General features: G+C 31.2%; 14 protein-coding genes. 13 read left to right on the top strand and 1 reads right to left on the bottom strand.

All coding sequences use genetic code 11. From position 1 onward, the window contains the following. Window positions 1-9 precede the first annotated feature (9 nt). From menA to J8M14_RS05380, 8 genes are all read left to right on the top strand, one after another. Window positions 10-975 carry a 1,4-dihydroxy-2-naphthoate octaprenyltransferase gene (menA, locus tag J8M14_RS05415; protein WP_211073560.1) on the top strand — a complete coding sequence of 322 codons (966 nt, stop codon included), beginning with the start codon at window positions 10-12 and terminating at the stop codon, window positions 973-975. 130 nt (window positions 976-1,105) lie between these two features. Further along, window positions 1,106-1,786 carry a metal-dependent hydrolase gene (locus tag J8M14_RS05410; protein ID WP_211073559.1) on the top strand — a complete coding sequence of 227 codons (681 nt, stop codon included), beginning with the start codon at window positions 1,106-1,108 and terminating at the stop codon, window positions 1,784-1,786. Beyond that, on the top strand, window positions 1,787-2,824 hold the full coding sequence (locus tag J8M14_RS05405) for an o-succinylbenzoate synthase (protein ID WP_211073558.1): 1,038 nt from the start codon (window positions 1,787-1,789) through the stop codon (window positions 2,822-2,824). Between the two features lie 15 nt (window positions 2,825-2,839). Then, a complete protein-coding gene (locus tag J8M14_RS05400) occupies window positions 2,840-3,793 on the top strand; it encodes a CPBP family intramembrane glutamic endopeptidase (protein WP_211073557.1) in 954 nt (317 codons plus the stop codon). A 55-nt stretch (window positions 3,794-3,848) separates the two neighbouring features. Then, window positions 3,849-4,964 (top strand): AMP-binding protein, encoded by a 1,116-nt coding sequence (locus J8M14_RS05395; RefSeq protein WP_211073556.1) that lies wholly within the window; start codon window positions 3,849-3,851, stop codon window positions 4,962-4,964. Between the two features lie 101 nt (window positions 4,965-5,065). Then, on the top strand, window positions 5,066-5,611 hold the full coding sequence (locus J8M14_RS05390) for a hypothetical protein (protein WP_211073555.1): 546 nt from the start codon (window positions 5,066-5,068) through the stop codon (window positions 5,609-5,611). 287 nt (window positions 5,612-5,898) lie between these two features. Beyond that, window positions 5,899-6,990: a type 1 glutamine amidotransferase domain-containing protein gene (locus J8M14_RS05385; RefSeq protein WP_211073554.1), complete on the top strand. Its 1,092-nt coding sequence runs from the start codon at window positions 5,899-5,901 to the stop codon at window positions 6,988-6,990. Window positions 6,991-7,161: 171 nt separating this feature from the next. After that, window positions 7,162-8,073 carry a helix-turn-helix domain-containing protein gene (locus J8M14_RS05380; protein ID WP_211073553.1) on the top strand — a complete coding sequence of 304 codons (912 nt, stop codon included), beginning with the start codon at window positions 7,162-7,164 and terminating at the stop codon, window positions 8,071-8,073. A 135-nt stretch (window positions 8,074-8,208) separates the two neighbouring features. On the opposite strand, the gene J8M14_RS05375 is transcribed toward J8M14_RS05380, so the two are convergent. Then, window positions 8,209-9,144, bottom strand: coding sequence for a LamG-like jellyroll fold domain-containing protein (locus tag J8M14_RS05375; protein WP_211073552.1), 936 nt, complete (start codon window positions 9,142-9,144; stop codon window positions 8,209-8,211). A 328-nt stretch (window positions 9,145-9,472) separates the two neighbouring features. Between J8M14_RS05375 and J8M14_RS05370 the strand changes: the two genes are divergently transcribed. The 5 genes from J8M14_RS05370 to J8M14_RS05350 all read left to right on the top strand — a co-directional run bounded on the left by J8M14_RS05370 (window position 9,473) and on the right by J8M14_RS05350 (window position 16,171). Next, the gene (locus tag J8M14_RS05370; RefSeq protein ID WP_211073551.1) at window positions 9,473-10,624 is read left to right on the top strand and encodes a hypothetical protein; all 1,152 of its coding nucleotides are present in this window, start codon (window positions 9,473-9,475) and stop codon (window positions 10,622-10,624) included. 607 nt (window positions 10,625-11,231) lie between these two features. Further along, the gene (locus tag J8M14_RS05365; RefSeq protein WP_148782252.1) at window positions 11,232-11,489 is read left to right on the top strand and encodes a type II toxin-antitoxin system ParD family antitoxin; all 258 of its coding nucleotides are present in this window, start codon (window positions 11,232-11,234) and stop codon (window positions 11,487-11,489) included. Further along, window positions 11,476-11,766, top strand: coding sequence for a type II toxin-antitoxin system RelE/ParE family toxin (locus tag J8M14_RS05360; RefSeq protein WP_211073550.1), 291 nt, complete (start codon window positions 11,476-11,478; stop codon window positions 11,764-11,766). The genes J8M14_RS05365 and J8M14_RS05360 overlap by 14 nt, the downstream gene beginning before the upstream one ends. Window positions 11,767-12,203: 437 nt before the next feature. Next, window positions 12,204-14,288 (top strand): ATP-dependent endonuclease, encoded by a 2,085-nt coding sequence (locus tag J8M14_RS05355; RefSeq protein WP_211073549.1) that lies wholly within the window; start codon window positions 12,204-12,206, stop codon window positions 14,286-14,288. After that, window positions 14,273-16,171, top strand: a complete 1,899-nt coding sequence (locus tag J8M14_RS05350; RefSeq protein ID WP_211073548.1) for an ATP-dependent helicase — start codon at window positions 14,273-14,275, stop codon at window positions 16,169-16,171. Before J8M14_RS05355 ends, J8M14_RS05350 begins: the two co-directional genes overlap by 16 nt. Window positions 16,172-16,225: the final 54 nt, after the last annotated feature.

Here is a 16,225-nt window from a genome sequence, read left to right as displayed (position 1 = left end):
TAATAAAGAATGACCAAATTCAAAGCCTGGCTTTCGGCTGCCAGATTAAGAACACTTCCACTATCAGTTTCTGGAATTATTGTAGGATCAGCTTTGGGGCAAAGATTTTATTTAGAGTCAGGTTTATCATCTGAAACTTCGAGCCTGTCACTTTGCTGCGCAGGATGTCCACAGTTTTATCATACTTTAATATTCTGGCTAGCTATTGCTACTACCTTGGGTTTACAAATCTTATCAAATTTTGCTAATGATTATGGGGATGGTGTTAAAGGAACAGATAATAAGGATAGAGTAGGACCACAACGAGCTCTGCAGAGTGGAGCGATTACTAAACAAGGAATGTTTACTGGTATTGTGATTACAGCCTTAATCACACTAGCTTTTGCAATCACTCTAATCTATGTCTCCTTCGGAAAAGAGAATTTCTTTTATTCAGTTTTCTTTTTTATTCTGGGCTTAGCAGCGATTGTAGCTGCTATTAAGTATACAATGGGTAATTCTGCTTATGGATATCGAGGGTTAGGAGATGTGTTCGTATTTATATTCTTTGGATTGGTAAGTGTGGTAGGATGTTACTTTTTGTTTACAAAAAACCTAAACTTGTTAGTGTTTCTTCCCGGAATAACTATTGGATTATTGAGTACGGCGGTATTAAACCTAAATAATATGAGAGATCATAATAGTGACAAAAAAGCCGGTAAGAATACTCTGGTAGTAAAACTGGGGATACAAAAAGCAAGAACATATCATTTTTCAATTATAGTAGTAGCAATGATTTCTATATTAGCATTTTCATACCTCACATATGAAACTCCAATGAATGTATTATATCTGATAGCTTTTATCCCACTACTAATTCATTTGATAAAGGTTGCAAAAACCAAAAACTCAGAATTATTGGATCCGGAACTTAAAAAAGTTGCTTTATCAACTTTTTTACTTTCTATACTGTTTAGTTTGGGACAGATTTTTTAATTTAGTGACACTTAGTTTTATCAAGCTAAAAGCACAGATATAACTTTGTAGAACCTATCTTTTACGGTAGGCAGTCTTATCCCGTCGTAGAGCGGGATCTATATTTAATAATAGTTATAAACTCACACACATGAAAATCACATTTTACGGACATCATACTTTATTAATAACTATTGGTGATACTAAAGTATTAATAGACCCATTTATTTCTGGTAATCCATTAGCTAAAGGTAAAATAGATGCAAATGATATAGAAGCAGATTATATATTATTGACCCATGCACATCAGGATCATATTCTGGATGCTGAAGCTATAGCTAAACGTAATAATGCGACAATAGTTTCTAATTATGAAATAGCGACTTATTATCAGAATAAAGGATTTGAAGCTCATCCTATGAATCATGGAGGTAATTGGAAGTTTGATTTTGGAAATGTAAAATATGTCAATGCAATACATACCAGTAGTTTTCCTGACGGAACGTATGGAGGACAACCTGGAGGTTTTGTAATAGAAGGTGAGCATAAAACGATTTATATTGCCGGAGATACAGCTTTGACCATGGATATGAAATTGATTCCGATGAGTACAAAATTAGACTTAGCTATTCTCCCTATAGGGGATAACTTTACTATGGGAGTAGATGATGCCATCATCGCCAGTGATTTTGTAGAGTGTGATAAGGTGCTTGGAGTACATTATGATACTTTTGGGTATATCGAAATAGATCATAGCGAAGCTAAAAAGAAGTTTTTCGAAAAAAATAAAGACTTGATGCTATTAGACATAGGAGAGAGTATCGAGTTATAGATGACAGCAACCTATCATAAACATATTCTGGAGTTCAAAAGACCTAGCGGTACTTCTCGCGGAATCCTTAAAACCAAAGAAACCTGGTTTATAGTAATTGCTGATGATGATAAAAAAGGTATTGGTGAGTGCGGAATTCTGAGAATACTTAGTATAGACGATAGACCTGATTATGAAGAAAAGCTGAAATGGACATGTGAAAACGTTCATCTAGGAGTGGACAAACTATGGAAAGAACTTATTGAATTTCCAAGTATTCAATTCGGTGTCGAAATGGCTTTTAAATCACTGGAAAGTGATGATCCGTTTATATTATTTCCATCTAAATTTACTGCCGGAGAAGATGCTATTCCAATCAATGGCTTAATTTGGATGGGGGATCAACAGTTCATGAAAGAACAGATTGAAGATAAATTAGAGCAAGGTTTTGATTGTATCAAAATGAAGATCGGTGCCATTGATTTTAAAGCTGAAATAGAATTACTATCATATATACGATCACAGTTTTCTTCTGATGTTATTGAACTTCGTGTAGATGCTAATGGAGCTTTTTCTCCGAAAGAGGCATTACAGAAATTGCAACAGTTATCTGCATTTGATTTACACAGTATAGAACAACCCATTAAACAAGGTCAGACTACTGAAATGCAGGGGCTTTGTAAACAGACACCTTTACCTATTGCATTAGATGAAGAATTAATTGGTGTTTTTGATGTAACGGATAAGCAAAAACTGCTACAAACCATACAACCACAATTTATTATTCTAAAACCAAGTTTAATAGGAGGTTTTAAAGGAACAAAAGAGTGGATTGATATTGCAACATCTTTAGGAATCGGTTGGTGGATCACCAGTGCTTTGGAAAGTAATATAGGTCTAAATGCGATAGCTCAGTATACCTATACTTTACAAAGCAATATGCCACAGGGGTTAGGGACTGGTGGTTTATATACGAATAACATAGAATCTCCTCTGGTAGTTGCCAAAGGAGCATTGGAATATCATAAAAACAAAAATTGGAGTATAAATATTTTTTAAAACAAGATTACATATATGTATATAGAGCAAGCATTTAAGGGACAACATGATTGGTGGAGATATTTAGTAGGATTGGTAATTGTTTTTATTTTTTGGCAAATAATAGGCGTAATTCCTTTAATGGTGGGAGCTTTTATAGAAGCAGGTGATTTAGAAACTTTTTTGAAAGCAGGAGAATCTAGTTTTATGTCATTGGGTATGAATTCTAACCTGTTTTTGACATTGATGATTATAACTTTTATATCCGGCTTAATAGGTTTATTGATTGCGATAAAGTTTTTACATCAACAAAAGTTTAAAGAATTTACAACGACCAGAAAAAAAGTAGATTGGAAACGTATTTGGTTTGCCTTTTTATTGGTAGCTACGGTCAATATTGTGTTTTTTGGAATAAGTTATTATATGGAACCGGAAATCTTTACATTCAATTTTAAGATGATTCCCTTTTTGATTTTAGCTTTAATTTCAATATTTCTTTTGCCTTTACAAACTAGTTTTGAAGAATATTTGTTTAGAGGGTATTTAATGCAAGGAATAGGTGTTTTAGCCAAAAATAAATGGTTGCCATTATTTATTACATCTATAACCTTTGGTTTATTACATAGCTTTAATCCTGAGGTTGAGAAGCTTGGATATATTATGATGGTGTTTTACATAGGTACCGGGTTTTTATTAGGTATTATGACATTAATGGATGATGGTATGGAGTTGGCGTTAGGTTTTCATGCTGCTAACAATATGATTGCAGCAATGTTAGTGACTACAGATTGGAGTGCTTTTCAAACTAATGCCATATTTTTAGACACTTCAGAACCTTCTGGAGGAATAGACATAGTGCTTCCGGTAATTATTTTGTACCCTGTTTATCTTCTAATTTTTGCAAAGAAATACAAGTGGACGAATTGGAAAGGTAAGCTTTTCGGAAAAGTTGAAGACAAAGACAAAATTGAAGTCATAACTAATTTTTAATACATATTTTACATATTCGTAACTTTAGGAAATTTCAGAAAGTAGAAATTTGAATATGCAACCAGCGAATACTTTTTCTATCCCCGAAATACACGATAGTTTTGCTATTAACGGACAATCCTTGGATAAAGAAGGGTTAATACAAATTGCGTACAATTTTGTAAAAGAAGGCGAGGTATATGAACAAGAAGGAGGAAACTTCTTATTAGACTGGCTTAATGATAAAGACCATATTATTGTACAAACTTCTGGTTCTACAGGAAAACCTAAGGAGATAAAGGTTTTTAAGCAACAAATGATAAATAGTGCTATGGCTACCGGAAAGTTTTTTAAAACTGGAACAGGTACCACAGCTTTGTTATGTTTGCCGGCAACTTATATTGCTGGTAAAATGATGTTGGTACGCGCCATGATACTGGGATGGAAGATTGATCTGGTACCTCCTAAAACTAACCCACTAGATACTGTGTATAAGCAATATGATTTCTGTGCAATGGTCCCTTTACAATTAGACAACTCATTGAATAGATTACATCTAATCAAAAAACTTATAGTAGGAGGTGGGCCAGTTTCTGAAAACTTAAAACAATTGGTTCAAGGTATAAAAACCAAGGTTTTTGAAACTTATGGAATGACAGAAACGGTAACACATATAGCCGCGAGAAGAGTTAATCCAAAGAAAAAAGATAAAAAGGATTCAGCATATTTTAAAGCACTGCCTAATATTACGCTTAGTATAGATGATCGAGACTGTTTAGTGATCAAAGCTCCACAGCTTAATAATGAAACCATTGTGACCAATGATGTAGTAGCACTTAAAACGTATAAAAAGTTTATCTGGAAGGGGCGATACGATAATGTAATCAATAGCGGAGGTGTAAAGCTATATCCCGAACAGATTGAAACTAAATTACAGTTATTGATAGGACATCGATTTTTTATTACGAGCGTTCCGGATGATGTGCTTGGTGATAAAGTAGTTCTAATTGTAGAGAGAGATTATGATAAGATTGCATTTCTTTCCTTAAAAGAATCAATCCAAGCCCTTACATCATTAGATAAATACGAAATCCCTAAAGAGATTTATTTCTTGCCCCAATTTATAGAAACCAATACGGGTAAGGTTCAAAGGACTAAAACTTTAGACTTGGTTCTTAATAGAGGAAATTAATTATTACCTCTTTCCTCAACCAGAGGATAACTTCACTCATTTTGCATTTATAGAACATAGCTGTGTCCTTAGTTTTGTCTCTGTAATTAAAAAGATCAATTATGAAACTACTAAATAGCTTAAATACGAATACCATTTTTGTATTCATTATGATGTGTATGATTCCTTTTATACAGTATGGTCAATCTAATCGTAAAAGCCTAATTCCTGATCATAACAGAAAAGCGGCATTTTTTTTAGATTCAACTCTAGTACAAAAACAGACGATAAATGATATAGATCCGGAGAGTATAGAAAGCCTAAATGTTGTTAAGAAAGAGTTTGTTATCGAAAATGAAGTTTTCTATGGAGAAATATATATCAAGAGTAAACCACAGCGCAATTATAAAATGCTTACTATAAAAGAAATAAAAGATAAGTATATCAGTGAAAATACTCTGAAAAAAGGAGTTCTATTGGTTAATGGCTTTCCCATAACCAAAAATATAGGCGAATATATGATTGATGAAGATTACATTCTTGATGTCGAAGTAATGCAGTCTAATGAATTATTAGATTTTGAAAAGGAAAATGGTTTCTATATTATTATGATTACCACAAAAACTAAAGAAAATTTAGAAGAGAAAAAGAAGGTATATATTAGATGAAATATCATAAAGCAAAATATTCATTTAGCAGAAGACTTTACTTTACATAGTACTAGATTATAGCTTATAAATACTTTTGTATTATAATGCACTTGGGTATAGGTATACTTGTCTGTTTAAGCATCGCGAACTCCTTTAGAACATTAAACCCTCTATTATCCAAATCTCCTTGGGGTTTAATGGTTATTTGACTTATAAAATCATCTTTTACTCTGACGGAATTATCATTTCGTCAGCTTTTATGAGGGTTAAGCTGTTATTTAGCGATAAATTTAAAAATCAAAATTATGTTTAAAAAATATCGAATACTTAAATGGATAATCGTTTTTATAGCTGCTTCAATTGTACTTATAGTTTCTTTTGGGCTTTGGTTTAAAAGTTTAATTCCGCATAGTGATCCCAAAGTTAAAACTGCTTTAGTGGAAAATTTACCCTATTTATCAGAAAATAAAATTCCTCTAAGAGGAAAAATATTAGCAGTTGTTACCAGTACAGGTTTTATTGGGAATACTGAAGAAAGTACTGGTTATGAATTAACAGAGTTATCTAGAGCTTATTACACATTTAAAGCCAATGGTTTTGAAGTAGATATTGCAAGCCCTAAAGGAGGTAAGTCACCAGTAGTTATTGATGAAGAAGATATGGTTGCGTATGATTATGCTTTTTTAAAAGATGAAGCAGCACAATATAAAACTAATAATACACTTAAAATAGCAAATATAGTTCCAGAAGATTATCAGGCTATATATTTTGTTGGAGGAAAAGGAGCAATGTTCGATTTTCCAAATAATAAAGCTATTCAAACAATAGTTAAAAATTTTGATCAAGCTAATAAAGTAATAGGCGCAGTCTGTCATGGGCCATCTGCTTTGGTAAATGTGACTTTAGATAATGGACAACCACTATTAAAAGATAGAAGAGTAAGCGGATTTACTAATAAAGAAGAGTTATTATTAATTCCTGATGCAAAAACAATATTTCCATTTCTTTTACAAGATAAAATGGTTGCACAGGGAGCTTATTTTAATGAAGGTGCTATGTATTTAGAAAATATTAGTCACGATAAAAATTTAATAACCGGACAAAATCCCTGGTCAACGTGGAGTTTAGCCGAAAGCATAATACAACAATTGGGATATACACCAAAACACAGAAAATTAACTGATGAAGAAAATGCAGTAAAAGTGTTGATTACATATAAAACAGAAGGAAAAAAGAAAGCAAAAAAAATGATTGAAAAAATGTTAGTAACCGAGAAGAAACCTATTAGTAGAATATTACTTTTAAAGCATAGTATTATTGCAGCTATGCAAGGTAAAATAGGAGACACTTCTGGATTACTAGGATTAGTTTCGTTTGTTAAAAAATCTGAATCTTAACAAGATAATTTAATTAAATTTGGAAAAAAACTTTTGAGCTTTTTAGATATTCTCCTTGTTATTATAAGCAGTGCAGGACTTTTACATGGTCTTGCATTTGCTATTTATTTATGTTTTGTTAAAAAGAAAAGAACAATTACCAGTTACCTTTTAGCTTTTATACTTGTTTTTATGGGCTTAAGAATTGGTAAATCTGTGATGTTAAACTTTGGAAATGACCTTGAACCATTATTTATATTTGTAGGGTTATCTTTTATGCTTGCCATAGGTCCTTTATTAAAATGGTACGTTGTAGGAATGACAAAGGTAAATTTCAGACTACCACGGTATTATTTTTTAGAATTAGTACCATTTTGTATCCTCTTTTTAATGAGTCTTTTTGTTACAAAAAATTGGTTTGAGTCTAATGATAAAGAAGTGATTATTGTATTTGCCGGTTTTCTTATCTTTATTTACTTGCATTTTGTTTTTTACATTTTTTTGGCGGGTCGCATTGTAAAAAAGATAAAAAAAATATATCCAAAATCTTCCCAAACAAAATCTCAAAGTACAGTACTCTCTTGGTTACAGCTTTTAATAATTGGTTTTATTCTCATATGGATTTCTTATTTTTTAAACATCATTGATAATGCGGTTCCTTATATAACTGGCCCTATGATGTATTCTGTAGTAATTTATTTTTTAAGTTTTAAAGCATTTCAACTAAAAATAACCGAAATTGATGGTAATGTGTTTAAAAAGAATGAAAATACAGAACTTTTTCATCAACTAGTGCAGCGTATTGTAGGCGATAAATTATATCTCGATGCCAATGTTTCTCTATCTAGTTTGAGTAAACTAATTCATAAAAGCACACAAAAAACCTCTGAAATCATTAACCAAAATGCCAAACAAAATTTTAATGATTTTATTAATCATTTCAGGATTAAAGAAGCAAAAAAAATGCTTTTAGGTAACAAAAACCATACGATATCTGCCATTGCTTTTGATGCTGGTTTTAACAGTTTATCTTCATTTAATAGTGCTTTTAAAAAGTTTGAGGGTACGACACCATCTTTATACAGGAACAACACATTGAAATAATAAAACTACAAACTTTAAGGCGCGTGTAGGAGTGAAGTGGGAATGTGATGATTAGTAAAGTTTCGTTTGAATTTTTAGACAAAACATTCCCGTAGCTAGAAAAATAGTATTATGGACAGACCTATAAACACAATGTCATTTCTTTATTTCTAAAATAGTATGTACTCCATTTTCTAACTCATACAGTGTTGTGATTTCTTTATCTGTTAAATTTCTATTGAAAATAGATAATTCGTCCATCAATCCAATATATCCTAATCCTAAATAAATATTAGATTTAGACAAATCCCAGGTAAAAGGTGTATCAATATTCTTACGAGTACCCTTGAGCTTACCATTCATGTAAAGAGATGCCTCTCCATTATTAGTATTTAGATTAGAAAAATTAATCAAAATATGTGTCCATTGACCACTACCAAAAGGTGGATTTTTTACTCCTGTGAGACGCTTATTAAAAATAGGGTTTTCGTTATCAGGTCCCTCGGGATTTGGATTCCATACGTCACGATCTCCAATAACTCCTAATCGAAAATCACGAGGGTTTTCTTTGGTGAAATCAACCCAAATAGCAGCATCATTATAACTTACATCTGTAATTTGAATAGGATCACAATAGCCGGGTTTTAAATCCGTAGCGGGATCTAAACTTAACCAAAATGAAACTGCGCCACTCCAATTTTCTGTATTATAGGCTATATTTTTTTCACTGGGATAATAAATATATCCCTTGCTACGCTCTGTAAACACCAATCCGGAACCATATTTTCCTTTTCCTTCTTGTCTGCTAATATCAGGTTTGTGTAATCCAACCTGTGCAGAATCTGTCGCTTTTCTATTGGGTACGGTGTACATACGTGTATCACCTAATGAAAAATCTGCATCAACACCTTTATCAAAGGAGGCATAAAAGGTCAGTGCTTCTTTTAAAGTAGCTTTACTATCATCGGTAACAGCTGTTTCCTCTGTAACAGACGTTTCTTCAGACTTTTTTTCCTGTTTACATGAGTTTAGGATAACAGTAAAAATGGTAATGATAACTACAAATATTCTTCTTATGTATGTAATAAACATAACTTAATGAGATATGGGTGAGACAAATCAAAAGTACTAATTAAAAATTAGCTTTTGTATTAAAATATTCTCGAGTTATGTAGTACCCTGAACTGTCAAACTGAGCTTCCTCCAGAGGCGGACAGGTGTCGAAGGGATAGGAGCGTAGCGGGAGCTCGCCTTAGCGAATCATGATTTCCAAATTATAAAATAGCAAACAATGAGTATTGCTTGCCTTCAGTTAGATCTGTAGAATCAATAGACCTCTATATTTTTATGACTAATATCATAAGAAATAGTATCCTCCTTTTATAATTTTAGAAAATTCTAACCATTTATTAGTGAGCTCATGAAAAATTCAAATAGTAGAGTTATCGGATACAATGTATTTATTCTTGGGTTTTTATTTTTAGTAATAGCATGTAAAGATAGCCCTCCAAAAGAAAAAACGAATATAATTGAACCAGAGGAAATTGTAAAATTCAATGATATCCATTGGAATGTTAAAGCCATGTATCCAGATGGAAAAAGCTTAGATATTAAGGCTTTTGATGAAGAAGAGAAATCTTACGACATCATGGCAGTTCAAGACTCGGACCAAGATGTTTTATTAGATGTAAAAGCTATAGCAGCAGATGGTAAGAAATTACCCGTTAAAATTTTAATGACTAACGAACAATTTGCTCCTGTTTCAGTGATAAGTAATGAAGGAAATGAGTATAGCCTTAAAGCAATAACAGAAGAAGGAGAAAGACTGGATGTAAAAGGTATTAGAAGATTTGGAAATATTGTCATTATTAAAGCCATTACTGAAGAGGGGAAATATATAAAAGTGAAATCTATTGCTCCAGACGGACGACAGAATGATGTTAAAGGCATAAAAGTTAATACAGGGGAAAGAGAGATGACATTAAAAGGTGTAGGTGTGCACGCACATGTGAAAGCAATGCACCCAACTGCTAATGAAGATAAGTTTAGAATGTTTAAAAAATCCAAAAAGAATAAGAAAAGAAAATATAAAACTGATTTTAAAAGAGTTATATGGAATATTAAGGCGGTCACCGCTGATGGTAAAAATCTAGATGTGAAAGCTTTTGATGCCGAAGGCAACATATTTGATGTAAAAGCAACACAAGATTCTAAACAACATAGTTTTTTGAATATTAAGGCATTTGTAGAAGGTTTCGAAATACCTGTTAAAATAATGGATAGTTCAGACGAATATGCACCTATTAAAGCTATCGGAAAAGGTGGTGCGATTTACAAAATTAAAGCATTAACTGATGATAATGTAAAACTAGATATAAAAGGTGTTAGTCGTTCTGGTAATATTATTAATGTGAAAGCTATCAATGAAAATGGGGAATTTTATAGTGTTAAAGCTTTTGGTCCAGACGGAAAACATAATGAAGTAAAAGGTATCAAGATTTTTGATAGAAAAGTAGAGATGAAAGTACAAGGGCAACCAGTATATGCTCATTTAAAAGCTATTCATCAATAAGCTGTGTTGTTGTATCTAATCTCCTAAAGTCGATTTGTCTATCGATATAAAACACTGGCGTATTGTTATACCTGCCTGCAGAAGCATCTGCGCAGGCAGGTCTGCAATTATGTCAATCCGCCGCGGCGGACCGTCAATTTGCTTTAATAAATACATTTGTACTATAATGTACTTGCGTTATGCCCGTCCACCGCAACGGAGTGGAGGAGGATCACTTTGCTTTGGGACGGCCAAATGAAAATGGTTTGGTAGACCTTTTGAAGTAGGAGCGAGGAGGTGCTTTGGCGTTTATTACTTCTACATTTTCTTTAAAAGTTTTCTAACAAAATCGAAGATTCACGAACTCCTCTAAAACAATAAAAATCTTGTGAGCTAAATGTTCCTTTAAAAAAGGTAATGCAACACTTATTGCCAGAAACGACGGTAGGAGAGTAGGGGAAACCGACCCTAGGAGGTTCACGATTTCCAAAATATCAAATTATTATTAATGAGTAATGTGTGTGGAATGGTAATGATTGCAGAAATACTAATTAGGAGTTCTTAATTTTGGAATGTTTAATGAATATTGTATATTACACCAATAGTATGATTATTTAAACATTTAATTATGTCAACAATTAGAAAAACGATCACCTTTACAGAGAAACAAGATAAGTGGATAAAATCTCAAATTAAAGCAGGAGAGTTTACAAATGATAGTGAATATCTTCGTGATTTAGTAAGGCGTGACCAAGCTAAAAAGGCAAAGTTCTCAGCGCTGAAAGCCGCTATAACTGAAGGTATGGATAGTGGTATTAGTGATAAATCTGTTCCAGATATTATGAAAGAAGTCGAAGAACGTATGCGAGCAGATGGGCGTTTATAAAGTATCTAGAAAAGCCGAAACTGATCTTGCCAAAATGTATGAATATGGTATCGAAACATTTGGGTTAAAACAAGCCAAAGGATACTTATTAGGAATGCATACGTTGTTTCAAGTATTAGCCGATAATACTAATCTTGGGCGTGATGCATCAGAATTTATGCTATCATTAAAACGATTTTCTTATAAATCTCATACTATTTTCTATTTAGCTACAGACATTGATATTTTGATTATTCGTGTATTAAACCAAAGTATGGATTATGAAAAGAATTTATAGCGTATAACGCACATCCGAATACAATCCGAATACAATAAAACAATAATTTTTACAGTTGAAAAGCAATTTTATATAATGTCGAATTATGATTACTATTTCTGTATCATAATGTACTTGCGTTATGTCACTTTGCTTTGGGAAAAGCAAAGTTTTTTACTTCTACAGTTTATTTTAAAAGTTATCTAACGAAAAGTTCCTTTAAAAAAAGGTAATGAAACACTTATTACCCGTTCGACGATAGGAGAGTAGGGGAATGTGTATGGAATGGGACATTTCCCTTAATTTTTATTCAGAAGTGAGGGTTTCCCGTAAATGATTACTGAATTTAATTTCTATATTTGATAGACTCCATTTCGAGTTGAAAATTACCCCATACACTTTATCAAAACGAAAAGAAGACTTATAGTCAGATTACTATAAGGCATAATTTTATATGTATGAAAATAACAAAGATTAAAATTGAAAATTATAGACTTTTAAAACAGTTTTCAATTGATTTAGAAGAGATAATGTCTCTTGTAATTGGTAAAAACAATACAGGAAAAACATCTTTACTAACTGTAATAAATAGTTTTTTAAATGGCTCTGAAAAGAGTCGATTTTCTTTTGATGATTTTAATATAGATTTTAAAAAAGAACTAGAAGCTTTAATTGAAGGGGATTTGCCATTAGAGTCAAATTATAAACCTATTGGAATAAAACTTAAACTTTTCATTGAATATGATGAGAGTGATGATTTAACGAATATTAGTAGGGTAATGATGGATCTAGATCCTGAAAACAATAAAATTGTACTTGGATATGAATACCATTTAACATACGATGCTCTCGAAAGAATTAAAGATAAACATACTGAATTTCAAGTAAAAGAAGTTAATAAAAAAGCTGAAAATGAAGATTATAAAACTAGAGACATCTATGATTTCTTAAAAATATATCAAGGAGATTTTTTCAAATCTAATCGAAAATCTATTGAGTATGATAAAACTGATAATGAAGAAAATGATTATGTATATATCGATTTAGATTCAGAAAAAATATCTACTAAAGAAATTATCAATTTCAAGTTTATTAGCGCTAAAAGAAGTGTTACTAATAAAGAAAACGACAAAACCTTATCCACTCAGACATCTGAAATTTATAATCAAACTGAAAAAACAGATGAGCAAAATGAACAAATAGAAAAGTTTAAAGATGAATTAGTATCAACAGATCATACATTTTCTACTATTTATGAATCTTTATTTGAAAATGTTGTTGAAAAAGTAAGGTTATTCGGCGGTATTAGAAATGATGATTCCACAATTAGTATAGAATCGTCTTTGCAACACAGAGAGTTATTATCTGGAAATACAACAGTAATGTATAAACATAACGATACTACTCTACCTGAATATAACAATGGCTTAGGGTATATGAATCTGATTAGTATGATTTTTGAAATCGAAATTAAAATTCAAGAATTCAAAAAAAGTAAGCTAGAAAGACCGTCAGATATTAATTTGTTTTTTATTGAGGAGCCTGAGGCTCATACGCATCCTCAAATGCAATATGTCTTTATAAAAAATATAAAATCAATTCTCAATCAAGGTATCATTCGTGAGGACGGAGATAATAGAAAATTACAAACTGTAATTACAACTCATTCTTCTCATATTGTTGCAGAAAGTAATTTTGATGATATAAAATATTTAAAGAAGGAAAGTGAGAATAATGTTATTGCAAAAAATCTTATTACACTTAAAGAGCAATACCAAGAAGATCCAAAACAATATCAATTTTTAAAGCAATATTTGACTTTAAATAGGGCTGAAATATTTTTTGCAGATAAAGCAATTCTCATAGAAGGAGATACAGAAAGAATTTTGTTTCCTACCCTAATGAAAAAAAATGATTTTGAAGAAAAGAGAAGGTTTGAAGGGTTAAATCAAATAGACCCAAAACATCCACTATGTTCTCAGAATATCTCAATAATTGAAGTTGGTGCATTTTCACAAATTTTCGAAAAATTTATTGAGTTTATAGAGATTAAAACTTTAATAATAACAGATTTAGATGCGGTAGGTGATGATACTAAAAAGTGTAGAGTTGTTGTTGGAACTGATTATTCGAATGATGCACTAAAATTATTTTTTAATAATGCTTCGTTAGATGAGTTAAAAGTATTTACAATTGATAATAAAAAAATCACAAAGAATGGAGATATATGGCAATCAGACGTTAATGGAAACCTTTGTGTTGTTTATCAAACAATGGAAAATGGAGTAAATGCTAGAAGCTTTGAGGATTCGTTTATTCAAATCAATAGAGAATTTATTAATAAAAAAAAAGAAGAATTTAAAGGATTGAAGAATAGAACGTATTTTGATGTTGCTGAAAATGACTCTTACAAATTAGCAGAAGAATGTGTTAGAAAAAAAACACATTTTGCACTAGATATTTTGTTCCATACAGATGAAAATTATACCAATTGGCAAATTCCACTATATATAAAAGAAGGTTTATTATGGTTGAAACAGTAGACGAAAATACTCAAGAACTGGATGATTTTCAACAAATATTGAAACACATTGAAAATGAAGATAACTTTTTATTGAGTGGAGGAGCAGGAAGTGGTAAAACATTTACGCTTGTTCAAGTCATAAAAAAAGTAATTGAAGAATATCCAACTTCAAAAGTTGCTTGTATGACCTATACTAATGCAGCTGTAAAGGAAATAGAGGAAAGAGTAAATCATAAAAATCTAAATGTTACTACTATTCATGACTTTTTATGGGATAACATAAAACATTTTCAGAAAGAACTCAAAAAAGGTTTGATAGATTTAGCAAATGACGATGAGATAACAAGAATTAAAATTTCAGATACAGAGGTTCCTACAGATTATTTTAAAGACATTGAAAAAGGAATACAATACAAAGAATATTTAAGATTAGCAGAAGGGATTATATCTCACGATGAATTATTGATTTTGGCGAATCATATGTTTAAGACATACCCAAAACTCAGTGATATACTTAAGGATAAATTTAAGTTCATTTTCGTGGATGAGTACCAAGATACTAATGAGCTAGTAATAGAGATATTTTTAGACCATTTTAAATTAAGTAGTAAAAGTAATATTGTCGGTTTTTTTGGAGATGCAATGCAATCCATTTACGATGATGGTATTGGGAATTTGGACAATTATAAAGGAGAAGAAGAAGGGCAAATAAAAGAAGTTAAAAAAGAACAAAATCGAAGAAACCCTAAACTTATAATTGATTTAGCAAATAGATTAAGGACCGATGGCCTGACTCAGACCGAATCTGATGACCCCAATGCGCCAAATATGGGTGGTGATGGACAATTGAAGTTAGGAGACATTAAATTTTTATATTCATACGATAATGATATTGAAAAAATTAAAAACCATCTAGCTTGGGATTTCAATGATGTGAAAAACACAAAAGAGTTAAACTTAACCCATAATCTGATAGCTGATAAAGCTGAAATTCGCAACTTAATGAATATCTACAATAACGATGGTATTCTTAATTATAAGAACCGAATACGTAGACATTTAAGAGATAATCCAATAGAAGAAGATTTATCTGAAAAAACTTTTGGCGAGGTCATAGATATTCTTGGAAGTGTAAATCCTACTCCTGCAATGCAACGGTTTATTGACGAAAATCAAGAACTGTACGAAACAGCTAGAAATGAAATCTGGAATGTCTTTTCAAAAATATATGTAGACAAAGATCAATTGCTTGATGATAAAAAACAAGATGAAGATGATGAAAATAAAAAAGGTTCAAAAAGAGATGCTTTAATTAGACATTTATATAAAATAGAAACTAATATTTTTCTCTATTCTAACAAACGTTATAATGAATTTTTAAGAGCTACAGATTATAGATTTAGTATCAGAAGAATAGAAGACAAAAGAATTTTAAAAGCAAGCATTGAATCATTAATTAATGTTGGGGAAAAAACTATTGAAGAAGTAATAAATGAAGCTAACGAAAATGGTGTTTGTTTAATTGATGATAAATTAGAAAGGTTTATAATCGATAAAGGGTATTTGTTTAACAGAGTTAAGAATGTAAAATATAAGGAGTTCCAAAAATTATTTATTTACTTAGAAGGTTTAACTCCGTTTTCAACTCAACATAAAACTAAGGGAGCAGAATTTGATAATGTATTAGTTGTTTTAGATAATGGAGGATGGAATAATTATAATTTTAAAAACCTCTTTTTAGCAACAGGTTCTGAATCTGTACTAAATAGAACTCAAAAACTATTCTATGTTTGTTGTACAAGGTCTAAAGAAAAATTAGCGATATATTTCAATTCACCAGATGAAGCTGTATTAACTAAAGCGATTGAATGGTTTGGAGAAGCTAATGTTATAGCTTTATAGAGAGATACATATACATAATAGAAGTTTTTATCAAATCAAGTATTACAAATCACG

It is taken from the genome of Aquimarina sp. MMG016 (genome assembly GCF_018100805.1).
Taxonomy (GTDB): Bacteria; Bacteroidota; Bacteroidia; order Flavobacteriales; family Flavobacteriaceae; genus Aquimarina.
The sequence above is the reverse complement of the archived record's forward strand: the minus strand, read 5'-3'. Positions and strand labels throughout refer to the sequence as shown.